The sequence below is a fragment of the Streptomyces sp. NBC_00250 genome, assembly GCF_036192275.1.
In the GTDB taxonomy this organism is placed as follows: domain Bacteria; phylum Actinomycetota; class Actinomycetes; order Streptomycetales; family Streptomycetaceae; genus Streptomyces.
The window spans coordinates 4,504,676-4,528,935 of record NZ_CP108088.1 but is presented as its reverse complement, the minus strand read 5'-3'; the positions used below and the strand labels follow the sequence as shown (position 1 = coordinate 4,528,935).

Genomic DNA, 24,260 nt, shown 5'->3' with positions numbered 1-24,260 from the left:
GTACAGTTCAGTTATGCCCACCGACGACACCGCACCCTCCCCTGCCCACGCCCACTCCGAGGCCCACTCCGAGGCCCCTGCCCCTGACCACCCGCAGCCCGACCCGCGCCGCTGGAAGGCCCTTGCGCTGATCTGCGCGGCCCAGTTCATGCTGGTCCTCGACGTGACGGTGGTGAACGTCGCCCTACCGGCGCTCGCCACCGACCTCGACCTCGGACGCACCGCTCTGACCTGGGTCGTCACCGCGTACACGCTCTGCTTCGGCGGGCTGATGCTGCTCGGCGGACGGCTCGCCGACGCCCTCGGAGCGCGCCGCGTGCTCCTCACCGGACTGGCCCTCTTCACCGCCGCGTCCCTGACGTGCGGCCTCGCGCCGAACGCCGGCGTCCTGCTCGGCGGCCGCATCGCCCAGGGCATCGGCGCCGCGCTGCTCTCCCCGGCGGCACTCGCCCTGGTCACGACGATGTTCCACGGCCGCGAAAGGCCCAGGGCGCTCGGCGTCTGGGCAGCCATCGGCGGTACGGGCTCGGCGGTGGGCGTCCTGCTCGGCGGCGCGCTCGCCTCGGGCCCGGGCTGGCCGTGGATCTTCTACGTCAACGTCCCGGTGGGCCTCGCGGTCCTGGCGACCCTCCCGAGGTTCGTACCGGCGACGGCGAAGCGCACCACGGTGGGCGGCCTGGACATCCCGGGAGCCCTGCTCGTCACGACGGCGACCGGCGCACTCGTCTACGCCCTGGTCACGGCGGGCGACTCCGGCTGGACGTCGACGGCGACCCTGCTGCCCCTCCTGGGGGCGCTCGTGCTCTACGGGGCTTTCGCGGCGGCCGAGCGAAGGGCCCGCACGCCACTGATGGACCTGCGGATGTTCACCCGGCGACCGGTCGTCGCGGGCTCGCTGCTCATGCTGGTGGCGACGGCGCTCCTGATCTCGTTCTTCTTCCTGGGCTCGATGCAGCTCCAGCACGTCCACCACCTCGACGCCCTCCGCACCGGCCTGCTCTTCCTCCCGGTGGCACTCACCACGGCGATCGGCGCCCACCTGGGCTCGCGGCTGGTGGCCACGGCGGGCCCGCGCGCCTGCGCGACGGGCGGCCTGACGATCGCGGCCCTGGGCTGCCTGCCGCTGGTGTTCCTCAGCCCCGACTCCGGCCCGTGGACCACTCTCCTCCCGGCCCTGGCGACGGCGGCGTTCGGCCTCGGCGCGGTCTTCGTCTCGGCGACGACCACGGCCCTGGGCCTGATCGCCCCGCACGAGGCGGGCCTCGCCTCCGGCATCGTGAACACCTTCCACGAGCTGGGCGGCTCCATCGGCGTGGCGACCGTCTCCACCGTCGCACTGACCGCCACGACCCCCACCCCCGACGGCCTCACCCTCGCCTACACCCTCTGCACCCTCACCGCGGCAGCCACAGCCCTGGCCGCCCCGTTCCTCATCCCCCGAGGCCGCCCCCACCTGACGGGCGGCCCGCACGGGATGCACTGAGCGGCCGACCGCGGCACGAGGCGACTGCGCCACGAGCCGACCGGGGCAGGAGGCCGACCGGGGCACGAGGCCGACCGGGGCACGAGGCCGACCGAGGTCAGAGCGGGGCCAGGACCATCAGGACCTCGTCCCGATCGTCCCCGGGGGCCAGGCGAAGGGCGCCCGGCCAACGGCCGATCTCCTTCCAGCCGAGGCGTCCGTAGAACGTCTCCAGGCCGACGCCGCCGCGCGCGGCGAGACGGAGCTGCTCAAGACCCATCTCGTCGCGGGCGATCTCCCGTACGCGACGCAGGAGAGCGGCCCCGATGCCGAGGCCCCGCAGACCCGTCCGCGTCTGGACATGGTGCAGCGTCCCCCAGTGCGCGATGAGTTCGAAGGGGTCGCGGCGGACGTTCAGCCACCCGACGAGTTCGTCGTCGAGCGAGGCGACCACGAGGCGGCTCGTCCCCGGGGCAAGGCCCGCGACGAGGGAGTCGACCGCGGGGGCGGCCAGGCGCGCGTCGATGGGAGGGAAGGGGAAACCGGCCGCACCACCGGCGTTGGTCACCTCGATCCAACAGTCGACGAGTTCGTGCCGCAGCTCGGGGGAGACGTCCTCCGGAGCCGTGACCTGTCGTATGTCGAGTGTTCCGATATCCACGCGGGCGATCCTCGCACCCGACACGGACAGTGCCGGGTGCGAGGGAGCGGGTGAGTCCTGGCGCGGGCCGGCCGGTCCTGGCTCGGACCCGTCAGTCCTGGCTCGGGCCCCTCTCGTCGACCTGGCGGACGACCACCGCGTACTCCGGGGCGCCGGCCGGCTGGGGGCAGCGGGCCACCTGGGCGGCGATTTCCGTGACGCGTTCCAGAGAGGCGCAGTCCAGCAGCCAGTAGCCGGCGATGACCTCCTTCGTCTCCGCGTAGGGGCCGTCGGTGACGACCGGCTTGCCGTCGCCGTCCACGGTCACGAACCGGGTCGAGGACGGGGCGGTGAGGCCCTGGCCGTCGATCATCTCGCCGTTCGCCGTCAGTTCCTCGTTGATCGCGTTCATGTGCGCGAACATCGCCGTGAGGTCGGCCTTGGTCCAGGCGGGGCTGCTGTCGGTGGGGCGGCCCACCATGGCCTCGTAGTCGGCCTGGCTGCCCTGCACCATCACCAGATACTTCATGACGTCCTCCTCGCGTCTCGTTCTCTGCTTCCTGGGGGGTGCTGCGGTACTCCGTACCGCCTCTCGCAGCACAGTCGGAGCCGAGGACCGGTTCTCGACACCGCGCGGACAGCAGCCGCAGAACCGGGAGAAATCACCCGCCCGCACCATGATTCCGGTGTGAACGCCTTCAGCTACTCCGCCGCCTTCATCACCTTCTTCTCCGTCGTCGGCCCCCCGAAGGTCCTCCTCGCCTTCGCCGGCCTCGCCCAGGTCCACTCCGTGAGCCAGCTGCGGACCATCGCCCTGATCTCCTCGGGCGCGGCCGTCCTCGTGGGCCTGGTCGTCGGCATCACCGCCCCCTGGCTGCTGAACGTCTTCCACATCAGCACCCCCGCGCTCCAGCTCGCGGGCGGCCTCATCTTCTTCGTCTACGCCGTCGGGCTCGTCCTCGGTCTCCACCTCGGCTCCAGCACCACCCACCAGGACGCCCCCGACCTGGTCAGCGGCGTGCGCGACCTGCTCATGCCGTACGTCGTGAGCCCGCTCGCCATGACCGCCGTGCTCATCGAGGCGGCCGCCCGCAACTCCTTCACCTGGCGCTCGACCGTCGTCGGCTCGTACGTGTCCGTCATCGCGCTCGACCTGATCTGCGTCCTGCTCCTCGCCCGCGTCCTGCGCCGCACCCACCACGCCACGATCGAGCTCCTCGGCCGTCTCCTGGGCCTGCTGCTCGCCGCCGTCGGCGTCGACCTGGTCCTCGACGGCCTCTCCGACCTGGGCGTCCCGGGCCTGTACCTGCGCCACTGAGCCGCCGGGACGCGATCAGCCGCTCAGCTCGCGCTCCAGCGGCGTACGGAAACGAGGCGTCACCCGTACGCCCCCGGCCCCGGAATCGGAGCCGGCTTCGGCCCCGGAATCGGAAGGAGACCCGGAATCGGAAGGGGACCCGACCCCGACCCCGCCCCCGACCCCGCCCCCGATCCAGCCCGCCAGCCGCTCCGTCTCCGCCCCGATCGCCCGCTCCGCCGCCGCCCCCACGTCCGTCAGGAGCCGGTGGACGATCTCGCCGTCCGGGCGCTGCGCCCAGCCGCCGACGATCCGGCCGTCCCACCACACCGTCGGCCCGATGTTCCCGCTGCGGTCGTACAGCGCCGCCCGGTGCTCCGGGTCCAGGTACCAGTCCCGGGCCTGCCACCCCATCGGCGTCGGATCGAGCGCGGGCAGCAACGCCGCCCAAGGACCCGGATCCCGGTCCGTCACGGGGTCGAGGTCGTCCGGCAGGACGTACCCGGTCCCCTCGTCGAGCGTCACCGGCACCGCCCCGACGGCGGCGAGCGCCCCGCGGACATCCGTCACCTTCCACCCCGTCCACCACTTCAGATCCGCCTCGGTCGCCGGCCCGCACGCCCCGAGCCACCCCCGGATCAGCTCCGCCCGCGCCTCCGCCGGATCGAGAACGGAGTCGGAAGCGGAGTGGGGAACAGCGGGCGCCCAGCGAAACCGGCTCGACGTCCAGGTGCCCTGCGGCCGGCCCCGTACGATCCGCCCCTCCATGCCGAGCACCCGCAGCACCCGGCTCGCGACGGACTGGACACCCTCCTGGCGGGTGCCCTTCCCGTACACATACGTCGATCTCAACCGCGGTACCGCTCCACCGAGTTCGGTTCCGGTGGCCTCGCCCCGCACGGCCAGCTCGGCCAGAACGAGCCGCTCGGTCTCCGCCAGCCACTCCGCGTCGAAGGTGCTGCCGTCCGCCAAGTGCTTGAGGAGCGTGGTGCGTTCGCGGACCGCGGCCGGTCCGGTCGTCGAGGCCTGTACGGCGGGGGCCAGCGCGGAGGGGAAGACGAAGACCGTGTGCCGCATGCCGTGCATCCGGACCAGCGACCGGTCCTCGTACAGCGCCCGCTCGACGTCCGCCACCGGCCCGACCTTCTCGGTCAGCCGCGCCCCCACCGCGAGGAACACACTCGCCGGGTCCGTCCCGTGCAGTGCCACGAGCGAGCCCGCGACCTCCTCCGCCGACCCGGCCCGCGCGCCCCGCGCCAGCCGGTGCCGCACTCCGAGCCGCGCCCTGCGCTCGGCGGCCCCGATCGTCCTCGCCCTCGTCTCACCCATGCGGTCAAGGATGACCTCAGGCACCGGCGGACACGAGGACATCCGACCCGAGGACAACCGACCCGAGGACATCCGACCCGAGGACATCCGACCCGAGGCCCTCGGACCCGAGGCCCTCGGAGCCGAGGCCCTCGGAGCCGACGCCCGAGTCGAGGAAGTCCGTCACCGTCCTCACGAACTCGTCCTCCTTCTCGAAGAAGACGACATGACCGGCGTCGATCTCCGCGTACGAGCTGCCGCCGATCGCCGCGTGCAGCTCCCGGCTGTTCTCCACCGGGACGGTGGCGTCCTGCGCGCAACCCACCACCAGCGTCCGTGCCGTGATCCCGGGCAGCAGCGCGCGGATGTCGACCTCCAGGTCGAGCGCCACGTGCCGCAGGGTGCCCGGAGTGGGCGGCATGTTCGGGATGAGCGCCTCGACCCCCTCGCGGCCGATCGAGTTGAGGAAGCCGCGGCTGAACCCGGTCATCGTCACGCTCCGCCCGAACCCCGCCGGGTCGAACTCCCCGAGCCGCTGCCAGAGCGTGAACAGGTTCCGCAGGTACTCGTCGCCGTCGGTGTACGCCCACCCCGCGACCAGGACGAGACGGTTGACCAGGTCGGGACGGAGGGCGGCGACGGTCGCCGAGACCGGGGAGCCCATGGAGAACCCGAGCAGGTCGACGGGCCCGGTGCCGGCGTCCTCGATCACCGCGATCACCTGCGCGGCGAGCGACTCGACGGTCAGCGGACCGCCGTCGTCGACGGTCCGGTCGGCGCCGGACAGGTCCAGGGTGATGACCGTACGGCCGGAGGTGAAGCGGGGCGCGGTCTGCCCCCAGTTGACGACGGCGCCACCGGAACCGGTGCCGTGGACGAGGAGCAGGGCGGGCCCGGCGCCCGAGCCCTCGACGTCGTAGTGGACGCGGGCGGTGCCGACGGTGACGGTGGCCATGATTTCTGCTCCCGGTGCTGGTGGGCGGGGTGTCCTTGGCTGACACCGAAGACTCTGCCGCCCACCGGAAACAGGCGGGAGAGCCCTTCCGACCCTGGGATCGCCAGTCCCTGGATACGGCCTGGATGAGGGGTCGGGCCTCCGGCAGGATGATCCGCATGACGATCGACCGCCGTGAACTCGCCGACTTCCTACGCCGTTCCCGCGACCGGGTCCGTCCGCAGGACGCGGGCCTCCCGGCCGGTCCCCGGCGCCGTACGCCCGGACTGCGCCGCGAGGAGGTCGCCCAGCTGGCCGGCATGTCCGCCGACTACTACATCCGCCTGGAGCAGGCCCGCGGCCCGCAGCCCTCGCCGCAGATGCTCGCCGCGCTCGCCCGCGCGCTGCGGCTCGACACGGACCAGCGCGACCACCTCCACCTCCTGGCCGGACACCGCCCGCCGGCGGGACCCATGGCGGGCGACCACGTCGCACCCGGCCTGCTCCACCTGCTCGACCAGCTGGCGACGACCCCCGCGCAGGTCCTGGGCGACCTGGGGGACGTACTGGCGCAGAACGCGATGGCCCGCGCGCTGCTCGGCGGGGTGTGCACGGTGTCGGAGCACGGCCGGAACGTGGTGTGGCGCTGGTTCGCCGACCCGGAGGCCCGTACGGCGTACCCGGCCGAGGAGCACGCCTACTACAGCCGCCTCCATGTCGCCGATCTGCGCGCGGCGTTCGGCCGCCGCTCGGGCGACCCGGCCGCGACGCGGCTGGTGGAGCGGCTGTGCGGGGCGAGCGAGGAGTTCGCGGAGCTGTGGGACCGGCACGAGGTGGCGGTCCGCCGGAACAGCCGGATGCGGGTCGCGCACCCGGTGATCGGCACGGTGGACCTGGACTGCCAGGTGCTGCTCGCCCCGGAGGGAGAGCAGCGGCTCGTCCTGTTCACCCCACCGCCGGGCACGGACGCGGGGGAGCGGCTCGCGCTGCTGAGGGTGGTGGGCACGGAACAGTTCACGGCGACGACCTGATCGGGCTCGCTCAGCGACGGTCGCACCCGTCCACGGTCCCACCCATCCCCGGCCTGAGCCGGCAACCCACGACCGCAGCAACCCACGACCTGAGCCGACCGGCCACGACCTCGGCCTCTTGAGGCCTCTTGAGGTCTCTTGAGGCCTCAAGAGGCGGACCGGCCCCGGCTCCAGTCTGCTCAGCCCGCCGCCCGCTCCTCCAACGGCCGCCGCCGCAGGGCGGGTTCGGTCAGGGCGGGCGGCTGCCAGACGCCGTCCGCGCGGTAGAGGTTCGTCCCCGGCGGCACGATCGCGTCGATCCGGTCCAGGACCTCGTCCGTGAGGACGACGGGCGCGCCCTTCAGCAGCCCCTCCAACTGCTCCATCGTCCGGGGCCCGATGATGACGGAGGTCACGGCCGGGTGCGAGGCGGCGAAGGAGATCGCGAGTTCGGGCAGGGAGCAGCCGATCTCGTCGGCGAGGGCGACGAACTCCTCGACGGCGTCGAGCTTGGCGGCGTTGCCCGGAAGCGTCGGGTCGAAGCGGTGCGGGGTGAGCGCCGGGCGCCCGCTGGTGAGGTCGATCGGCCGGCCCTTGCGGTACTTGCCGGTGAGGAAGCCGGAGGCGAGCGGCGACCAGGTCAGGACGCCCATCCCGTACCGCTGGGCGACGGGCAGGACGGAGGCCTCGATGCCGCGCGCGAGCAGCGAGTACGGCGGCTGCTCGGAGCGGAAGCGGCGCAGCCCGCGCCGCTCGGCGACGGCGTGGGCCTCGACGATGTCCTCGGCGGGGAAGGTGGAGCAGCCGAACGCCCGGATCTTCCCCTGGCCGACGAGGTCGCCGAGGACGTCGAGGGTCTCCTCGATGTCCGTGCGGTGGTCGGGCCGGTGGACCTGGTAGAGGTCGATCCAGTCGGTGCCGAGCCGCTTGAGGCTGTTCTCGACGGCGCGGGTGATCCAACGACGGGAGAGACCGCCCCGGTTGGGGCCCTCGCCGCCGAAGGGGAAGTACACCTTGGTGGCGAGCACGGTCTCGTCCCGCCGACGGGAGTCGCGCAGTGCCTTGCCGACGATCTCCTCGGACTCGCCGGCGGAGTACATGTCGGCGGTGTCCACGAAGTTGATGCCCTGGTCGAGGGCCGCGTGGATGATCCGCACGGAGTCCTGGTGGTCAGGATTGCCGACGGCGCCGAACATCATCGTGCCGAGGCAGTACGTACTTACTTCGAACCCGGTCCCGCCGAGTACCCGATAGCGCATGCGCGCACTCTAGGAATTGGAGTGCGCTCCAAGGCAAGGGGTGTGCGGGCCGGCCTGGAGGGCGTCGCTGCGGAGGAAGTCGACGACGAGCCGGTGCAGGATCCCGGGCCGCTCCAGGTGTACGTCGTGGCCGGCGCCCGGCAGGCTGGCGCCGTGCAGCGCGGGCCGGAGCCGGACCATCTCCGCGTACTCCTCGCCGTCGATGATTCCGCCCCGCTCGCCCTGCCCGAGGACGGCGAGTGTGGGGCAGGTGATGGCGGTCCACTCGTCCCAGAAGGCGCGGGCGGCGTGGTCGTCGAGGGACCGCACCATGACCTCGGGGTCGAAGCGCGGCCACAACCCGTCGGCACGCTCGTCGAGCCCACGGGCCCAGCCCTCCCCCACGGGATCCGTCCCGCCGCCCAGGTAGGCGACGGCCGCCTCTCGCGAGGGGAACGGCACCGGCCAGGCCCGCAACCAGCCCCCGATCTGCTTCTGGATGCCGGGGTCGGCCCCGCCGGGACCGGCCTCGACGAGGACGAGGGCGCGCGGCAGACCGGGGTGGGCGGCGGCGGTGAGGAGAGCGGTGCTTCCGCCCATCGACTGTCCGATCAACACGGGACGTTCGAGCCCGAGTCGGTCGACGACGGCGACGACATCCGCGACGTAGGCGGCCCGCGAGACGTCCTCGGGGTGCCGTTCGCTGCCGCCGTGCCCGCGCTGGTCGAGGGCGACGACGCGATGGCCGGAGTCCCGCAGGAGTCGCGCCGTGTCGTCCCACTCGCCGGCCTGCCCGGCGAGCCCGTGGAGGAGGAGTACGTCGGGCCCGGAGCCGCCCCAGTCGCGGCAGGCCAGCCGTACCCCGTCACGTGTCACGAACCGTTCCGACCAGGAGGAAGGAGTCATCTCTCCATGATCCCCTACGGGTTGAGGAGCTGGTCGGCGACGGCGGTGCGGGCGTAGAGGACGGAGCGGCCGCTGCGGTGGGCGGTGACGAGGCCGGCGTTCCGCAGGGCGATGAGGTGCTGGGAGACGCCGGCGGCGGACAGTCCGCAGTGCGCGGCGAGTCGGGTGGTGGAGGAGGGCGTGTCGAGCTCGGTGAGGAGCAGGGTTCGGGAGCGCCCGAGCACGGCGGCGACGGCTTCCGTGGCGTCGGCGGTACGGGGCTCCCAGACGGCACCGAACCCCAGTGCCGGATAAGCGAGTTGGGGAGGGTCGGGATGGACGGACCGGGTGAGGACCCGGGGCCAGGCGAACACGGAGGGGACGAGCAGCAGCCCGGACCCGGCCTGGTCGCGGCTGAGCGAGCAGTGCCGCCGTACGAGCCGCAGGGTGCCGTCGTCCCATCGCACGGTGTCGTGGAGCTCGCTCAGGACCCGGGCGGAACCGTGCTCGGCGACCTGCCGGGCCCGGTGGAAGACATCGGCTTCCAGTACCTGCTGGATCCGGGCCCAGTAGGGGGCGAGGGCAAGTTCCCAGTAGGTCTCGATCTCGTGTGTGACCTTGTGGAGGGCGGCCGGCGGATCGTCCTGCAGAAGCCGGAGCTTCGCATCGGGATCCCCCTCCTCGGCCAGCATGCGGAGGTCGTTGCGTACCTGCTCGGCGGGGGTGCGGCGGATGGCGTCGAGCTCGGCGTCGAGGGTGGGGAAGGGCCCGGAGGGGGTGGGGTTGAGGAAGTCGGCGAGGTATCCGCGCCCGGGAACGAGCGCGGCGAGCCACCCCCGGTCGAGCCCGGCCCGCGCCATCCGGGGCCGGACCTGGGCGGCCCAGCGCCGATGGGGGGCGGAGTCCGGCCGGCCGACGAGGACGCGGTAGCTGGTGACGACCTCCCACATGGGGGAGACGGCGAAACGGGTCTGGGCGAGGTCGGCGGCGGAGAAGCTGAGCCCGGATTCCAAGGTTCCACGTCCTAGCTGCGAGAGGAGCGCGCGAGAGGAATGCGTGAGAGGAGCGCGTGAGGGGAGTGCGTGAGAGGAGATTGGATTCGGCCTGAGCTTAATCAATGGAGGAGCGGGGGATGTCCGAGCAGGCTCGCAGCATGCCAACTCGCACCCCCTCCGGGACTGCTCCCCGGACTCCGTCGTTCATCCCGTCCTCCTTCCAGGGGCTGCCGCCCGTCGTGTGGACGATCTTCGCGGGAACGATCGTCAACAGGCTCGGCTACCTCGTGACCCCGTTCCTGGTCTTCTTCCTGGCCGCGCGCGGAGTGACGGGCACGGAGACCTCGTACGTCCTGGGAGCGCTGGGCGCGGGCAACCTCCTGGGCCCGGCCGTGGGCGGCATCCTGGCCGACCGGATCGGACGCCGCCCCACGATGCTGATCGGCCTGATCGGCGCGTCGGCGGCACAGGGCGCGCTGTTCCTGGCCCCCGGCGTATGGACGATGGCAGCGGCGGCGCTGCTGATCAGCGCGGCGGGCAGCACGGTGTCACCGGCGGCGTACGCGCTCCTCGCCGACGCCGTGGACAGCGAGCGCCGGCAGCGCGCGTACGCCCTGTTCGGCTGGGGAGTGAACATCGGCACGGCCGTGGCGGGCATCCTCGGCGGCTACCTGGCCGCACACGGCTACTGGTTGCTCTTCGCGGTCGACGCGGGCTCGATGCTGCTGTACGCACTGGTGGTGGCGGTCCGCCTGCCGGAGCCGAAGCGCGGGACGGCGGAGGGGAAGTCCGGAGGGAATGCCGAGAGGGCGGGGTCCGAGACGGCGAAGAAGGACGGCATCGGATACGGGGTGGTACTCCGCGACCGCCTGGCGCTGCTCCTGCTGCCGCTCTTCGGGGTCCAGCTCTTCGTGTACTCGCTCACCGAGGTCGCCCTGCCGCTGGCGGTCCACGACAGCGGCCTGTCGCCGGCGGTGTACGGGGCGATGGCGGCGGTCAACGCGATCCTGGTCGTGGCGGTGCAGCCCTTCGCGACGGCCCTGCTGGCCCGGCTCCCGCAGCTGGCGGTGCAGAGTGCGGGCAGCACGCTGATCGCGGTGGGAGTGGCGCTCACGGGTCTGGCGGACGGGATCGTCGGCTACACGGTGTCGGTCGTCGTCTGGTCCCTGGGCGAGGTGGTCGTCGCGGGCATCGCGGCGGGCGTCGTGGCCAACCTGGCCCCGGCACACGCCAGGGGCCGCTACCAGGGGGCGTTCAGCTGGACGTGGGGAGTGGCCCGGTTCGCGGCGCTCACCCTGGGGGTCGCCACGTACACGACGCTGGGCCCGTCGGCCCTGTGGTGGACGGCCCTGGTGGCGGGCACGGCCACAGCGGCGGCGACGCTCGCGCTGACGGCGCGGGTGAACGCCCGCACGGCCCATGAACTGGCCGCGTGAGCAGGTGCCGCTACTTCCCCTCGGCAAGCGTGTGGGCCACGAGCGCGTTCGCGTGCCCGTGGCCCAGCCCGTGCTCGGCCTTCAACCAGGAGACCAGCTCCATGTGCTTGGTGAGCGGCGAGGAACGGATGAGCTCCTGCCACTCGGAGACCGGCCGCCCGTACTTCTTCTCGATGGAAGGGAAGTAGCTGGCAGGACCCTTGACGACGTTCTCGGCCACGGGAATCTCCTCGGTGTGGGCGGGGCAACTCAAGGTAGGACCCCCACCTCACCGAAAACTCATCGGCGCGGCAACCTCAATCCCGCCGAATGTGCTCGGGATCGATGTGCCGCCGCACCATCGGCACGGAAGCGAGCGCGGCGGCGAGCAGCACCCCGAGCGCACAGACGAACAGCAACGGCAACCCGTCCCAGTCCCAGTGCACAGCCCCACCCCCGGTGATCAGATAACTGGACTCGGCAAGCCACCCGGTGACGATCGCCGCCCCCAACCCCACCACGAGCGGCAACAACACCTGCATGACCTGCACCCCCCGCAACGTCCCCGCCCGAGCCCCCAACAAGGCCAGCGCAGTCACCTGCCCCCGCCGCTCCATGGCCCGATCGGCCACGGACACCACGAACGCGGCCACCCCGATGACAAGCCCGAGCACCATCCCGACGGCCAGCAGACTCCGGATGACGGTGAGCTGAGCGAGCGAGTCGATGACGATCCCGACGGGCTCGACGGAGGAGGTGGGCGCGATGGCCCCGATGCCGTCGAGAACGGAACGGATGGTAGCGGGGTCGGCGTCGCTGAGAAGAACGAGATTTCCTTGGGAGAGGACAGTTCCCTTGGGGATCAACGATGGTGGAATGAGCAGGCTGGGTCCGGAAAAGTTCGACGGCTGGTAGGCGCGAACCGTGACACTCGCCTCTGGGACGGTGACGTCGAGCTTTCGGCCATTGCTCAGCAAGAACGGGAACTTTCTGCCTGGCAGGGCATCTGCGTCGACAGAGAAGTTCCGATCACGGATTCGCAGCACCTTGTGCTCCATGCATCCTTCCGCCTCCTCCACGAAGGCATCGAGCTGCCGGCATGTGGCAACTACGGCCAGGGTTCGAGAAGGGCGGTTCCCAGAGGGTTCGTACCACGAGGCCGAAGACATCGCATGGGCCTGCACATCTGCCACCCGGGCCGTCTCCACCTGTTGATGGGTGCTCAGCTGGGAGAACGGCAGGCTGTACTCCTGGACGGGGTTGCTAGGGCGGCCTACTTGATCCAGTTCGACTAGCACGCCGTGAGTGAGTGAGGCTCCGAACACCAGCAGCACAAGCCCAGTGGCCACCCGCAATGATGCTCCCGGATCGACCTCCGTACGCCGCATCGCCAACACCACTGGCAATGAGTCTGCTGATCCTGCCAGCCGCCGCGCCAGCCACGCCGTGATCGGCGCCAACCCGAAGACGAGCCCGGCTCCGGTAAACAGCACGGCACCGGGTACCAGCACCGAATTGGCTGACCCTCCTGAGGGGTCACGCCCCACCACGCTGAGCACGCAGTACCCCCCGATGATGCCGAGGCCAGGGACTAGCAGCAGCATCCCGAACTTCTTCGGAGGCTTGCGCTCTCCCGTACGCCGCACACTGATCGGGGACAGGGCGGCCCGCCGCGCACTGAACTGCCCCACGAACCATGCGAGCGCCGGGCACCCGAGCAGGCACACGGCCAGGGTCGCCACTGAGGGCCGGCCATCGGCCGGGTACCAGTGCAGCCCGGGCAATCCGACCCGTGCCATCACCTCGTTGGCCCCGACGTACCCCGCGATCCCGAGTACGGCCCCGAGCAGGGCGGCGGCGGCGCTCTCCGCGGCGTTGACCCGCAGGGTGTCCTTCATGCTGAGTCCGACGAGCCGGAGGGCAGCGAGCCGTCGGGCGCGTGACTCTCCGGAGAGCCGGGCGCAGACGGAGAGAAAGATGACGAGTGGTAACAGCACGATGCACCCGAGGGTGAAGCGCAAGATATTGAGCGTCGTCGGCTCGACGATCTGACGCCACGACTGGCTGGTGCCGAAGCTGCCCAGTTCCTCTGCTTCGGTCAGCGTCGCTGGAGTGGTGCCGATGTACGCATACAAATCTTCGGAGTCGCCCAATCCCTCCGGCGTGATGGTGCCGGTCACGCGGCCGGGGACGAGACCGGCTGTCCCCGGGTGTGTAGCCAGGATCTCACCGAGCTTCGGTGAGATGATTGCTTCACCGGCACCGGGAAGCTTCTTGATACCCGGGGGTACAGGGGTGGGCCCAGGACTCGTCTGCGCCACGAAGACCCGATGGAGTGGCCGTGAACCATACGGATCCCGAAATTCCTGGTACAGAACGTTACTTGTGCCTGGGTTCGGTTCACGAGCGGCCGTGCGAGCGTCATGAGCTGTGAGGATCGACGGAATGGCGAGGACTGCCGCAAGGCAGGAGATTCCGAGCGCCGAGCCGAGTGCCATCAAGAGAAAGCGGGCCCTTCCCCGACGCCCACTGCCCCACAGCAGGCGAAGTCCGAGGGTGAACGCGTTCACACAGCCACCCTTTGAGACAGGAGGCCGTCCGACATCGTGTACTGCGTATCGGCCCTCGCGGCGACGTCGGCATCGTGCGTCACGATGATCACGGCCGTCTTCTGTCTCCGCGCCAGCTGAAGAAACTCCTCCAGCACAGCAGCCGCGTTGGCGCTGTCGAGTGCCCCGGTCGGCTCGTCCGCGAACACCACGTCCGGTCGGTGGACCAGAGCCCGCGCAACCGCAACGCGCTGACTCTGGCCCCCCGACAGCTTCGAGGTCCTGCGCCGCAACAGATCACCCATCCCGAGCCGCCCCAGTACCTGGGCGGCCACCGCGTGGGCATGCGTCTTGCTGATCCCGGCGAGCCGGAGGGGAAGCGCCGCGTTCTCCTCGACGGTCAGTTCGGGCAGCAACTCCCCGTACTGGAATACGAACCCGAGGCGGGTACGACGCATGGCGCTCAGCTCCCCGTCGGGCAGCGTCGAAAGCTGCACCCCGTCGAAGGTCACAGTGCCGTTGGTGGGAGGTAGAACGCCGGCAAGGCAGTACAGCAACGACGACTTGCCCGACCCACTGCTGCCCATGATGGCGGCAACTTCACCGCGCTTGAGTGTGAAGTCGGCATTGCTTACAGCTTGCTGAGTGCCGTAGAAGAGATCCACGCCGTCGGCGCGAAGGATGACGTCCATCGTGGTTCGCACTCCCTTTGACGAGGGGAGCCGCTGGTCGACGGCTCCCCGAACCGTTGACTGCTAGCGCTTGAAGGGGCGAATCGGCGAGCAGTTGTTCGGACGTAGCGACCCGCGGTCCCGGCACACTCGCATGTCAGCTGAATTCGTGTAGCGAGTCGCGCCGTCGTAGACGATGTTCTCCAGCTGGACGCTGCTCTTCTGTACGCCCTTGAATCGCTGCCATCCGTAGGAGTGTGCCCTCACCTCCACGTAGGTGTTGTGGCCGTCGGAGTAGTTGCCGTCACGCAAGGAACCCCTGAAACGAAACGCTCCGTGCTTCTCTCCTGCTGGTTCCCACCTGTACTCCACGTCTTCAAAGTGGGCTCCCGTGGTTGTCAGAGGATCCTTGACGGAATGCCACGAGTCCGCCACCGCCACCCCCATCCCCCCGAAGAACAGCCCCGCGGCCACCACCGCCGTAGCGAACTTCCTCATCGATAACCCCTGTTTGGTCGAGCCGACTGGTCATCACAGAAAGTATCGACATCACTACACACCGGTGGTCGCAGTAACGTCCCTCCCTCCCATCACCCCCCGATCCAGTGAACGCGGCCCCGTGGAACCCGCAGCACCTTCAGGGGTGGCGAACTGGTCGCCGGTGACGTCGTGTTAGCCCCGCACAGCCGCCCGCTGCGCGGCCGGCTCACCCTCCCGGCGCCCCGTAGGGGTGATCATCGGTGCGCCTGCGCGAGGGGGTGCGGCGGCGTCCCCAAAGATGCCCGCATGCCGAATTCCCCTTCCCCTTCCCCGTCCTCTTCGTCCTCCAGGCTGCGCCGAGCGCTTCTGCCACTCGTGGCCGCCGTCGCCCTCCTGGCCACCGCCGGTTCATCCGGTGCCGGCGCCGTGGAGGCATGCGGTTCCGTCATCACGGCGCCGCTCGCCCGGCCTGTATCCGCCGACGATCCCTGTCCCAGCGCCGACCCGGTCGTGTGCCGGATCCGCGTTCTGCCGATGGACGAGAAGGTCGAGGCACAGCGGACCCGGATGCGGTACCACGGGCTCCTGGAGGACATGCACCGCACGGAGGCCGCCATGCGGGAGGCGGGTGCCACGGACGAGGAGATCGCCCGGGAGCTGGTCGACATGCGGAACCAGGCCAAGGAGATCACCCGCGCCGGTATGACCCGGGAGGAGGTCCGGATCCTGGAGGAGCGGAACGTCGCCAAGTACGGCAACCCGCTCGGCCCCACCGCGGACCAGCTGTACGCCAAGTACGGCTCCTGGCAGCAGGTGATCGACGCGTCGATGCGGACCAGCTACGCCGTCGACCGCGAGCTCAGCCTCGAGTACCGCCCCTGCCCCGTGTAGGCGGGCGGAACGCACGTACGCCGGTGGGCCGGAACGCATCAGCGTCCCGGCCCACCGGCGTTCCCCGCATCGCGGGGGTCTCCTACTCGGTCGTGCCGTGTGCGGCGGAGGGCGTGACCCATTCGACCAGCTGGACGACGACGCCGTTGGGGTCGGTCAGCTGGAACAGGCGCTCGCCCCAGGGCTCTTCGCGCAGCGGCATCGTGATGGGGGCGCCCGCAGCGCGCAGGCGGGCCTCTTCCGCCGCGAGGTCGGTCACGGTCAGCGCCAGGATCAGGCCGGCGGCCTGCTGGTCGCGCTGCTCGGGCGGGAGTACCTCGGTGCCCCGGCTGAGCAGCACGATGTCGACGGCGGCGTCCTCGCGGGTCAGCGAGGCGAAGCCGTCGGCGGCCATGGCCACCTGGTAGCCGAGGTGGGTGGTGAGGAACTCGCGGGAGGCGTCCACGTCGGCGACGGTGAGGGAGAGGGTGGAGGTTGAGACGTTCACGGCGACTCCTCGCTGGTCAGGCGGCAGGCGATCAGGCGATCAGGTGGTCGAGCGGTGGAGCGGTGGAGCGGTCAAGAAATCAAGCGGTCAAGCGGCCAGGTGGGCGGGGCCGGGTCTCAGTACGTGCGCCGCGGCGCCTGGATCCGGTTGCGGGTGGCGGTGGGCGCCCCGCGGTGGCCGGTGCGCGGCAGTTCGCGGAGCGGGCGCCGCTGGGCGGTGACGGGCGCCGGCCCCGTGTCCTGCCCGCCGACGGCGGCGGCGAGCTTCGCGGTGCTGAACGTGGCGGGATCCAGCTTCGGCAGATGCGGCATGCGCGACCTCTTCCCTCTGGTTCTACGAGGCGATTTTTGCGACGGGTGTAACTTTACGCACGACGGCGCGAGTGCGTCAAGCATATTTTTACGTCGCGTGTAAGATTCGCTCATGGGTACCGAGAGCATGGGACTCCGCGAGTCCAAGAAGCAGGAGACCAGGCAGCTGATCTCCGACCACGCCACCCGCCTCTTCATGGAGCAGGGTTTCGAGCAGACGACCATCGCCGAGATCGCCACGGCGGCCCGCGTCGCCAAGAAGACGGTCACCAACTACTTCCCGCGGAAGGAGGACCTGGCTCTCGACCACCACGAGGCGTTCACCGCGACCCTGGCCCGCGCGGTCGCCGACCGGGCCGCGGGCGAATCGGCGCTCACCGTGCTGCGGCGCGAGTTCGCCGCCGCGGTGGAGCGGTGCGACCCCGTCGCGGGCTTCGCCGGACCGGAGTTCGCCCGCATGATCGCCGAGAGCCCCACCCTGAGCGCCCGCCTGCGCGAACTCCACGACCTGCGCGAGGAGGCCCTCGCCGAGGCCCTCGCGGCCGACGTCCCCGCCGACCCTTCGCCCGAGCGCCCGGCCATCGCCCCCCGGGCCGCTGCGGCACTCCTCGGCGCCGCCCACCGCCTGCTGTTCCAACGGATCCAGGAACTCACGCTCGCCGGGGAGCCCAATGCCCGGATCGCCGCCACCGTGGCCCCGGAGGCCACGTACGTCTTCGACCTCCTCGAAGCCGGCCTCCCCGCCGGGGAACACTGACCGACCCCGGCAACGCCGAAGGGCCCCGCTGCAAGCAGCGGGGCCCTGTCGACGAGTTGCAGGGGATCATCGACCCCGGGAGCACCAGGATCCCGGCGGCACGAGCGCCGTCCGCGACCGAATGTCGCAACGGGCCGTGGTCTCCACGCCCGAGCCTTGATCCTCGCCCGCGCCTTGATCCTCCCCGGCGGTTCGGACGCTGCGTCCCGGATCGCCGCGGATGCGCGGTTCAGGCGCTGCGCCCCGCATCGCGGCGGATGAGGGCGAGCACCCTGGTCAGCTCATAGGGCGGGACGAGCACCTCGCGCGCCTTGGACCCCTCACTAGGTCCGACGATGTTCCGTGACTCCATCAGGTCCATCAGCCGTCCGGCCTTGGCGAAGCCGACGCGGAGTTTGCGCTGGAGCATCGATGTGGAGCCGAACTGTGTGGAGACGACCAGTTCGGCCGCCTGGCACAGCAGGTCGAGGTCGTCGCCGATGTCCTCGTCGATCTCCTTCTTCTGCCGGGTGGCGACGGTGACGTCCTCCCGGAAGACCGGGGTCATCTGGTCCTTGCAGTGCTGCACGACGGCCGCGACCTCGGCCTCGGTGACGAACGCGCCCTGCATGCGGACGGGCTTGTTGGCACCCATCGGCAGGAACAGTCCGTCACCCTTTCCGATGAGCTTCTCGGCGCCCGGCTGGTCCAGGATGACGCGGCTGTCGGCGAGGGAGGAGGTCGCGAAGGCGAGCCGGGAGGGCACGTTGGCCTTGATGAGACCGGTGACGACGTCCACCGACGGCCGCTGGGTGGCGAGCACGAGGTGGATGCCGGCGGCCCGCGCGAGCTGCGTGATGCGCACGATCGAGTCCTCGACGTCCCGGGGCGCGACCATCATCAGGTCGGCGAGCTCGTCGACGATGACCAGCAGGTACGGGTACGTCTTGAGCTCCCGCTCGCTGCCCTCGGGCAGCTTGATCTTCCCGTCCCGGATGGCCTGGTTGAAGTCGTCGATGTGCCGGTAGCCGAACGCCGCCAGATCGTCGTAGCGCAGGTCCATCTCCTTCACCACCCACTGCAGGGCCTCGGCGGCCCGCTTCGGGTTGGTGATGATCGGGGTGATCAGGTGCGGGATGCCCTCGTAGGCGGTGAGCTCGACCCGCTTGGGGTCGACCAGGACCATCCGGACGTCCTCGGGGGTCGCTCTTATCATGATCGAAGTGATCAGGCAGTTGATGCAGGAGGACTTGCCGGAGCCGGTGGCACCGGCGACCAGGACGTGCGGCATCTTCGCCAGGTTGGCCATCTCGTAGCCGCCCTCGACGTTCTTGCCGAGCGCCACCAGCATCGGGTGGTCGTCCTCGGCCGCGGCCGCGAGCCGCAGCACGTCGCCGAGGTTGACCATCTCCCGGTCACTGTTGGGGATCTCGATGCCGACCGCGGACTTGCCCGGGATCGGCGAGATGATCCGCACGTCCGGCGAGGCCACGGCATACGCGATGTTCTTGGTCAGCGCCGTGATCTTCTCGACCTTCACCGCGGGCCCGAGCTCGACCTCGTACCGCGTGACCGTCGGCCCCCGGGTGAAACCGGTGACCGCCGCGTCGACCTTGAACTCGCTGAAGACGTTGGAGAGCGAATCCACCACGGCGTCATTGGCGGCACTACGCGTCTTGCCCGGCCCACCCCGCTCCAGCAGATCCAGCGACGGCAGCGCGTACGTGATGTCCCCGGGCATCGACCGGGACTCCGCTCCGGACGGCGCGGCCACCTCAGCTCCGGACAGCGCGGCCACCTCCGCTTCCGGCAGGACCTTGGTGGGGGGTGGGGGTGGCAGAGGCCGGGTGATCGACTGACGCGGGACGTTGCCGCCGGTGATGTCGCGGGCCTGTTCGCCGGCCACAGCGGTGGTCCGGGGTGCGCCGTCGCTCGGAGGCGAGGGAGGCAGGCCCGAGAGCACCGCCCCGTCGAGCGCGGCGGCAGCCGCTGCGGCGACGTCCCGAGGATCGAACGGCCGTCGTTGTGGGGCCGGCGGAGGCGACGAGGGATAGGGCGGGATCCGCACCGGCGAAGGCGATCGCCAGAGACGCTGTGCCAGCTTCCGGATCGCTGTTCCCGCGGAAGGACTCGGGCGGGCCGCGCTCATGCCGCGCAGGCGATGCGCCACCTCCGCCGCGCTCTGCGGCCGGTGCGCGGGCTGCTTCTCCAAGAGCGCGAGGATCAGCTCGTCCCACCCGGCCGGAAGGCCCGACCGGTAGCGCCCGGGGGGTGCCGGGGTCTCGGTGACGTGCTTGACGAGCAGGGCGACGTGGTTCGCCGCCGAGAACGGGGGGCGACCGGTGACGAGGGCGTAGAGCACACAGCCCAGGGAGTACAGGTCGCTCCGGTGGTCCACCGGAACCGCATGGGCCTGCTCCGGAGACATGTAGGCCGGGGTTCCGACGGACGTCCCGACTTCCGTCAACGTCGTGTGGGGTGACGTGGTGTCCAGGAACGCGGCGATGCCGAAGTCCAGGATCTTGACGACGCCACGCGCCGTGACCATGACGTTGGCGGGCTTGATGTCACGATGCAGCACTCCGGCCGAGTGTGCCGTCGCGAGCCCGTCACACATCTGACCGCCCCAGCCGGCCGCCACGGAGAGGGACGGCAGTCCCTGCTCGATGATGTGGTCGAGGGGCTGTCCGCCGATCATCTCCATGACGATGAAGAGCAGTGCACGACCTTCTGCTTCGGTCGAGCCGATGTCGTGCAGGGTCACGATGTGCTGGCTGTCGAGGCGTGCGACCGCTTGAGCCTCACGGTCGAACCGAGCGATGGCACGGGGGTCCGGTTCGTTCCCACCGGCTGTCAGGGTCTTCACCGCGACTTCCCGGCCCAGGCGCTCGTCGTAGGCGCGCCACACCTGGCCCATGCCGCCTTCGCCGACGAGTTCGATCAGCCGATAGCGGCCGACAATGCGTGTCCCCTCCACTGGGCCCCTCCCCGGCATCAGCAGCGAAGTCGACCGCCGGCGCGGCGCGCACGCCTTCCGGCGATCTCTTCGCGGCGACAGCTGCCTCGCCGATCCTACGGCTCTGCCGGAGACGAGTTGAGGGAGAAACGGCATTGAGGGCGGGCCCGAGGGGCACCGCGGTGGAGAGCGGTCGTGCGCGCGAGGGATCGTCGCAGGCCGTGAGCCGGCTGTGAATCCCGGACGGCTTCGGATCCCGGCGCACCACGACCACCAACGTCGAAGGGCCCCACCGCGAACGGTGGGGCCCTTCAACGAATTGCCCGGTGAGAGCAATGGCGGAGGATACGAGATTCGAACTCGTGAGGGGTTGCCCCCAACACGCTTTCCAAATGTTCGTACGGGGGTCCGGCGAGGGTCGTAGGCGTCCTGACCTGCGACGGAGTGTTCGCGGTGGCCTTGTCCGGACCGGGCCGGACGGGGGCGAATGAGACCAGGACTGAGACCAGCCGAGCCCTTCGGCCTCTACTGCCGGTCCCCCCGTTACGGCTCCGCAGCCGACCGGGTCAGGACAGGCCGTACAACTTCAGCCCGACGTGGTCGACGATCCAGCGGTATGCCTCGCCGTCGATCGCGAAGTAGATTCGGCCCACCCGGTCCTTGCTGGTGTGGTCATCGAGCTTGATGTGGGGCTGCCGATCCCAAGTCTTCTCGTCGAAGTTGAACTCGTGCAGCCCCTTGATCCGCAGTGGTTCGTCTTCAGGCGCATAGGTCAAGGCCGTTTGGTTGCCGATCCAGGAGACCAAGGATTCACCGACCCTACTCTTCTTCCCCCTCCATGCCTTGGCGAGAGCGGCCAGCGAGTCCAGTGCCTCCCTCATACGCTCGAAGTCCTTGTACGAACACTTGCGCCACTGCGTCTTCGCGTTTGGTGTGAAGACGAGAGCTCCCCCGGATTCCTGGGTCCACCGGTCCCAGTCGCTGGAGAAGTCGCGGCTGACGGAGACCAGGTGCTGTGCTGCCACCTCAGCCGGCTCTGCAGGCGAAGGCGCCGCCTCGGCGTCGAGGCGAGCCTCCAGGTTCGCAACGTCGATCTCCAGTCTGCCGACCTTGCTCTCCAGCACCTCGTTTTCTTCGAGAAGCTTGAGGGTCTGACTCCGCTCCTCCGCCAGCTTTGCCTTCAGGAGCACGATCTGTTCGGTCTCGGCTTCCCCTGCCAGGCTCTCGAGGATGGAGTTCGTCTCGGCTGAGCGGACTGCGTCCCAGTGGCGGTCCCTGCCTCGTGCGACAACGCTGAGAGGGGCGAGGAGTCGCATCATCGTGCGCAGGAGCGCCTCATGGTCGCCGCAGAGTTCGCTCGGTCCCCACCATGGATTGCGGGCTTCCAGCGTGGGCCAGTACAGCCGCGCACCGTCCCTGGGCAGCAGGCTTCGGTCCACGCTTGTGTTGAAGGAATCGAAGGCCAGCCAACCCGAAACCACCACCACATGGGCTAGACCTGCAAGACGGCGTGCGGCTTTGCGCGCGAAGGCATCCGAAGGCCCCATCATGCGGATTGATGAGACGGCGAGGACTGGAAGCCGCCTCTGTGGGCTGCCCAGGCGCTCCAGCACCGCGGGAACCTGAGCGGCGAGGACCGGCGTCGCGGCTGCGGCGATCTTGTCGGAACCCTCCGCGCGATGGAGTTCGGGATCAGCCATGATTCCGTTGAGCGCGCGAGGCGGCTTCAGGTCTTCCACCGTCGCTGGCGCGAGCACGCCACCACTCTTCCGCCCCATTGCGACACGGAAGCGCGTCTTCTCGTCGTATTGGGATGCAGTCAGCTGACATAGGAACCGGCCGCCTCGAGGCAGGTCCTGTTCGATTTCCATCCGCAAGGCCCGCACATCGTTGCTGACAGCGACAGGGGTCCAGGTCACGTGCTGGTCGGGCCTGCCAGGGCCGTGTCCAGGGACCGTGATCTGGCCGCTGTCGACCATGAGATCCGTGGCTGACAACCCGGTCGATCCTGGGTCAAGGTGCTCTTCCATATGTGACAGGAGTCGATCGAAGGCGGCTGAGGTGCCACCCTCACCCGCCACGCCTACCTCGAAGCCAACGACGTACAGCTGCTGCATTGAGCCCCCTTACACCGTTCGAGGTTCAGGGCGACGAGTCCTGCCCTCCGCGCCAGAACCGGGGCAGCATACTGTCACGGCAACACCCGTACGGCGCAGTCATGTTCGGTGCATGAGGCCAGTGCCTGCCCCTCCTCCGATAGTCCGAGCGAACGAAATCGGTCAACAGTTGAACGGCACCCTGCTCGCTGCGCTGTCTGACTAGGCTTGATCGCGCTACGCAGCCGATCGAGACCTCTGACAGACACGCCGGAGTGACAGTGGCCAATCCTTTCGCGCCGCCGCCGAAGAACGCACATCGGCCACCCTGGTCTGCGTTAGACGAGTACCTGTGGCACACGTGCGACATTCTCGCCGATCTCCTCGAAGGCCGAATGGCTGGCCGCCCACTCGTCGCCACGACCGCCCGGCTCGCTCAAGGAGACTGCGCCCTTGCCGTCGGGCCCGGGCAACGTTCGACCTGGCGAGCCCTGGGAAACGGGAGATATCAACACAGCAACGTGGTCGCGGCCGGTAGTCCGGCCTTCGTCATCGGCAGTTTGGTGGGCTCCGCGCTCGGCAACTCCTCTCGGCGTCGTCAAGCGGAGCACGATGCACAACCGCGGTGGGTGCTGGACGGCGCGGGAGAGGTGACCATCACCCTGCGGAGGCTGTTCTTCGCCCATCCGGTAGCTGAGCTTGACCTCGACTGGAGGGCGCTCAGCACGATCGATCTCGTAGCCCCGGATGTGTTCCAGACAAGCTTCGTTAACACCCGCGGGCAACACGCGACGATCCGTGTGCATACGCCGTGGGCATCGCTCATCTTCGTCGTCGCTGCTGTTACGGCGTTCCCAGCTCACCCCCGTCTACTTGGGCGAGGGTGGCTGCCAGCAGACTTCGAGTCGCGATGCGCAAGCATCGGGCGCCCATGTCGCCCAGCTGCCCAGCTTGCGTCAGATGGACGCCGGCAGTGATCGGGAACGAGCGGGAGCCGGCGTGGCCCGTCGCGTTATCGGTCGTTGTTACCGGGCGGATGAGCGGTCCCTCATAGGCGGGAGGAGCGGAGGACCGGTTGTCAGCCATTGGCTGATCGGCGCCCTTACGGTTCGGTGCCTCCTCCTTGATCCTGCTGTGCTGGACTACAGGGAGGGTCATGGGGGCGGCACGGAAGCGGCGGGTATCGGCTGCGCGCAAGCGACGCCAGCAGCGACTCAAGATCGGAGCCCTGGCTGGGGCCCTGAGCATCGTCGTGCTGGTGGCCTTCTGGAGCGTGATCTGGCCCTATCTCGTCGGTGCGCTCATTCTCGGTGGCGTCGCCGGCTGTGGGTGGTGGTTGTGGCGCACCGATCGGTTCATCCGGGGCGGTGATCGGCAGTGGAGGCATGACGAGGCCGTGAAGGCTGGACACCGGACGCTGGCCGAGGTCGACGTAATGACGGGGACGGAGTTCGAGGACTTCGTCGTGGACCTGTGCCGACGAGACGGGTGCACCGACGTGCGGCGGGTCGGTGGCTCGCACGACAACGGGGCTGACGTGCTGGGGTGCCTCCCCGATGGGCGGAGCATGGTGATCCAGTGCAAGCGGTACACGCCCAAGAGCAAGATCCCCAGCCGGGAGATCCGTGACCTGCTCGGAGCGAAGGTGCACTTCAAGGTCGACGTGGCGATCTTCGTGGCCACGACGTACTTCAGCGGGCCGGCGGAGAAGTTCGCCACGGAGAACGACATCCTCGCCGTCCACCGTGATCACCTCGGGTTGTGGAACAACGGCGCCTCGCTGGTGTCACTCGGTGCGGTAAACGGCTTGGGGCAGGGTGACCGCCGGCATCGGGAGCGGTGGAAGAAGACGTACGAGTAGAGGGAACGGCCGTGGCCCGCCTCGACCGGGACGCGTGG

General features: G+C 69.9%; 22 protein-coding genes. 7 read left to right on the top strand and 15 right to left on the bottom strand.

Annotated elements, in window-relative coordinates:
• Window positions 1-13: 13 nt before the first annotated feature.
• Complete coding sequence (locus OG259_RS20415; protein WP_328943579.1) at window positions 14-1,483, top strand: MFS transporter; 1,470 nt, start codon at window positions 14-16, stop codon at window positions 1,481-1,483.
• Between the two features lie 97 nt (window positions 1,484-1,580).
• Here the strand turns inward: OG259_RS20415 and OG259_RS20410 are convergent, their stop codons facing one another.
• Window positions 1,581-2,123 carry a GNAT family N-acetyltransferase gene (locus tag OG259_RS20410; protein WP_328943578.1) on the bottom strand — a complete coding sequence of 181 codons (543 nt, stop codon included), beginning with the start codon at window positions 2,121-2,123 and terminating at the stop codon, window positions 1,581-1,583.
• 91 nt (window positions 2,124-2,214) lie between these two features.
• Window positions 2,215-2,631 carry a YciI family protein gene (locus OG259_RS20405; RefSeq protein ID WP_328943577.1) on the bottom strand — a complete coding sequence of 139 codons (417 nt, stop codon included), beginning with the start codon at window positions 2,629-2,631 and terminating at the stop codon, window positions 2,215-2,217.
• Between the two features lie 159 nt (window positions 2,632-2,790).
• Here OG259_RS20405 and OG259_RS20400 point away from each other — a divergent pair, with 159 nt between their 5' ends.
• Window positions 2,791-3,420, top strand: coding sequence for a MarC family protein (locus OG259_RS20400; protein ID WP_328943576.1), 630 nt, complete (start codon window positions 2,791-2,793; stop codon window positions 3,418-3,420).
• Between the two features lie 15 nt (window positions 3,421-3,435).
• On the opposite strand, the gene OG259_RS20395 is transcribed toward OG259_RS20400, so the two are convergent.
• Together OG259_RS20395 and OG259_RS20390 are read right to left on the bottom strand one after the other, a co-directional pair.
• Window positions 3,436-4,728, bottom strand: a complete 1,293-nt coding sequence (locus tag OG259_RS20395) for a winged helix DNA-binding domain-containing protein (protein ID WP_328943575.1) — start codon at window positions 4,726-4,728, stop codon at window positions 3,436-3,438.
• Window positions 4,729-4,744: 16 nt separating this feature from the next.
• Window positions 4,745-5,662, bottom strand: coding sequence for an alpha/beta fold hydrolase (locus OG259_RS20390; protein WP_328943574.1), 918 nt, complete (start codon window positions 5,660-5,662; stop codon window positions 4,745-4,747).
• 149 nt (window positions 5,663-5,811) lie between these two features.
• On the opposite strand from OG259_RS20390, the gene OG259_RS20385 reads away from it, so the two are divergent.
• Window positions 5,812-6,672 carry a helix-turn-helix transcriptional regulator gene (locus OG259_RS20385; protein ID WP_328943573.1) on the top strand — a complete coding sequence of 287 codons (861 nt, stop codon included), beginning with the start codon at window positions 5,812-5,814 and terminating at the stop codon, window positions 6,670-6,672.
• Between the two features lie 179 nt (window positions 6,673-6,851).
• Here the strand turns inward: OG259_RS20385 and OG259_RS20380 are convergent, their stop codons facing one another.
• From OG259_RS20380 to OG259_RS20370, 3 genes are read right to left on the bottom strand one after another with little or no spacing between them, the layout of a single operon-like run.
• Window positions 6,852-7,910, bottom strand: coding sequence for an aldo/keto reductase (locus OG259_RS20380; RefSeq protein ID WP_328943572.1), 1,059 nt, complete (start codon window positions 7,908-7,910; stop codon window positions 6,852-6,854).
• Between the two features lie 9 nt (window positions 7,911-7,919).
• Window positions 7,920-8,795 carry an alpha/beta fold hydrolase gene (locus OG259_RS20375; RefSeq protein ID WP_328943571.1) on the bottom strand — a complete coding sequence of 292 codons (876 nt, stop codon included), beginning with the start codon at window positions 8,793-8,795 and terminating at the stop codon, window positions 7,920-7,922.
• 14 nt (window positions 8,796-8,809) lie between these two features.
• Window positions 8,810-9,787: an ArsR/SmtB family transcription factor gene (locus tag OG259_RS20370; protein WP_328943570.1), complete on the bottom strand. Its 978-nt coding sequence runs from the start codon at window positions 9,785-9,787 to the stop codon at window positions 8,810-8,812.
• A 140-nt stretch (window positions 9,788-9,927) separates the two neighbouring features.
• Here OG259_RS20370 and OG259_RS20365 point away from each other — a divergent pair, with 140 nt between their 5' ends.
• Complete coding sequence (locus OG259_RS20365) at window positions 9,928-11,205, top strand: MFS transporter (protein WP_328943569.1); 1,278 nt, start codon at window positions 9,928-9,930, stop codon at window positions 11,203-11,205.
• Window positions 11,206-11,215: 10 nt separating this feature from the next.
• On the opposite strand, the gene OG259_RS20360 is transcribed toward OG259_RS20365, so the two are convergent.
• From OG259_RS20360 to OG259_RS20345, 4 genes are all read right to left on the bottom strand, one after another.
• Window positions 11,216-11,425, bottom strand: coding sequence for a DUF4287 domain-containing protein (locus OG259_RS20360; protein ID WP_328943568.1), 210 nt, complete (start codon window positions 11,423-11,425; stop codon window positions 11,216-11,218).
• Window positions 11,426-11,501: 76 nt separating this feature from the next.
• Window positions 11,502-13,754 (bottom strand): FtsX-like permease family protein, encoded by a 2,253-nt coding sequence (locus tag OG259_RS20355; protein ID WP_443051988.1) that lies wholly within the window; start codon window positions 13,752-13,754, stop codon window positions 11,502-11,504.
• The gene (locus OG259_RS20350) at window positions 13,751-14,425 is read right to left on the bottom strand and encodes an ABC transporter ATP-binding protein (protein WP_328943567.1); all 675 of its coding nucleotides are present in this window, start codon (window positions 14,423-14,425) and stop codon (window positions 13,751-13,753) included. Before OG259_RS20350 ends, OG259_RS20355 begins: the two co-directional genes overlap by 4 nt.
• A 63-nt stretch (window positions 14,426-14,488) precedes the next feature.
• The gene (locus OG259_RS20345) at window positions 14,489-14,902 is read right to left on the bottom strand and encodes a hypothetical protein (RefSeq protein WP_328943566.1); all 414 of its coding nucleotides are present in this window, start codon (window positions 14,900-14,902) and stop codon (window positions 14,489-14,491) included.
• Window positions 14,903-15,190: 288 nt separating this feature from the next.
• On the opposite strand from OG259_RS20345, the gene OG259_RS20340 reads away from it, so the two are divergent.
• Complete coding sequence (locus OG259_RS20340; RefSeq protein WP_328943565.1) at window positions 15,191-15,775, top strand: hypothetical protein; 585 nt, start codon at window positions 15,191-15,193, stop codon at window positions 15,773-15,775.
• An 82-nt stretch (window positions 15,776-15,857) separates the two neighbouring features.
• Here OG259_RS20340 and OG259_RS20335 read toward each other — a convergent pair whose 3' ends face one another.
• The gene (locus OG259_RS20335; RefSeq protein WP_328943564.1) at window positions 15,858-16,262 is read right to left on the bottom strand and encodes a VOC family protein; all 405 of its coding nucleotides are present in this window, start codon (window positions 16,260-16,262) and stop codon (window positions 15,858-15,860) included.
• A gap of 116 nt (window positions 16,263-16,378) precedes the next feature.
• Window positions 16,379-16,573: a hypothetical protein gene (locus OG259_RS20330; protein WP_328943563.1), complete on the bottom strand. Its 195-nt coding sequence runs from the start codon at window positions 16,571-16,573 to the stop codon at window positions 16,379-16,381.
• A 112-nt stretch (window positions 16,574-16,685) separates the two neighbouring features.
• On the opposite strand from OG259_RS20330, the gene OG259_RS20325 reads away from it, so the two are divergent.
• A complete protein-coding gene (locus OG259_RS20325) occupies window positions 16,686-17,330 on the top strand; it encodes a TetR/AcrR family transcriptional regulator (protein WP_328943562.1) in 645 nt (214 codons plus the stop codon).
• 229 nt (window positions 17,331-17,559) lie between these two features.
• Here the strand turns inward: OG259_RS20325 and OG259_RS20320 are convergent, their stop codons facing one another.
• Both OG259_RS20320 and OG259_RS20315 read right to left on the bottom strand, forming a co-directional pair.
• On the bottom strand, window positions 17,560-20,286 hold the full coding sequence (locus OG259_RS20320) for a DNA translocase FtsK (RefSeq protein ID WP_328943561.1): 2,727 nt from the start codon (window positions 20,284-20,286) through the stop codon (window positions 17,560-17,562).
• Between the two features lie 545 nt (window positions 20,287-20,831).
• Window positions 20,832-22,382 carry a hypothetical protein gene (locus OG259_RS20315; RefSeq protein ID WP_328943560.1) on the bottom strand — a complete coding sequence of 517 codons (1,551 nt, stop codon included), beginning with the start codon at window positions 22,380-22,382 and terminating at the stop codon, window positions 20,832-20,834.
• Window positions 22,383-23,619: 1,237 nt separating this feature from the next.
• On the opposite strand from OG259_RS20315, the gene OG259_RS20310 reads away from it, so the two are divergent.
• The gene (locus OG259_RS20310) at window positions 23,620-24,222 is read left to right on the top strand and encodes a restriction endonuclease (protein WP_328943559.1); all 603 of its coding nucleotides are present in this window, start codon (window positions 23,620-23,622) and stop codon (window positions 24,220-24,222) included.
• Window positions 24,223-24,260: the final 38 nt, after the last annotated feature.

Coding starts and splice junctions, on each gene's coding strand:
- OG259_RS20415 (WP_328943579.1), top strand. CDS start 14: ATGCCCACCGACGACACCGCACCCTCCCCTGCCCACGCCCACTCCGAG.
- OG259_RS20405 (WP_328943577.1), bottom strand. CDS start 2,631: ATGAAGTATCTGGTGATGGTGCAGGGCAGCCAGGCCGACTACGAGGCC.
- OG259_RS20395 (WP_328943575.1), bottom strand. CDS start 4,728: ATGGGTGAGACGAGGGCGAGGACGATCGGGGCCGCCGAGCGCAGGGCG.
- OG259_RS20390 (WP_328943574.1), bottom strand. CDS start 5,662: ATGGCCACCGTCACCGTCGGCACCGCCCGCGTCCACTACGACGTCGAG.
- OG259_RS20385 (WP_328943573.1), top strand. CDS start 5,812: ATGATCCGCATGACGATCGACCGCCGTGAACTCGCCGACTTCCTACGC.
- OG259_RS20380 (WP_328943572.1), bottom strand. CDS start 7,910: ATGCGCTATCGGGTACTCGGCGGGACCGGGTTCGAAGTAAGTACGTAC.
- OG259_RS20375 (WP_328943571.1), bottom strand. CDS start 8,795: ATGACTCCTTCCTCCTGGTCGGAACGGTTCGTGACACGTGACGGGGTA.
- OG259_RS20365 (WP_328943569.1), top strand. CDS start 9,928: ATGCCAACTCGCACCCCCTCCGGGACTGCTCCCCGGACTCCGTCGTTC.
- OG259_RS20350 (WP_328943567.1), bottom strand. CDS start 14,425: ATGGACGTCATCCTTCGCGCCGACGGCGTGGATCTCTTCTACGGCACT.
- OG259_RS20345 (WP_328943566.1), bottom strand. CDS start 14,902: ATGAGGAAGTTCGCTACGGCGGTGGTGGCCGCGGGGCTGTTCTTCGGG.
- OG259_RS20340 (WP_328943565.1), top strand. CDS start 15,191: ATGCCGAATTCCCCTTCCCCTTCCCCGTCCTCTTCGTCCTCCAGGCTG.
- OG259_RS20330 (WP_328943563.1), bottom strand. CDS start 16,573: ATGCCGCATCTGCCGAAGCTGGATCCCGCCACGTTCAGCACCGCGAAG.
- OG259_RS20325 (WP_328943562.1), top strand. CDS start 16,686: ATGGGTACCGAGAGCATGGGACTCCGCGAGTCCAAGAAGCAGGAGACC.
- OG259_RS20315 (WP_328943560.1), bottom strand. CDS start 22,382: ATGCAGCAGCTGTACGTCGTTGGCTTCGAGGTAGGCGTGGCGGGTGAG.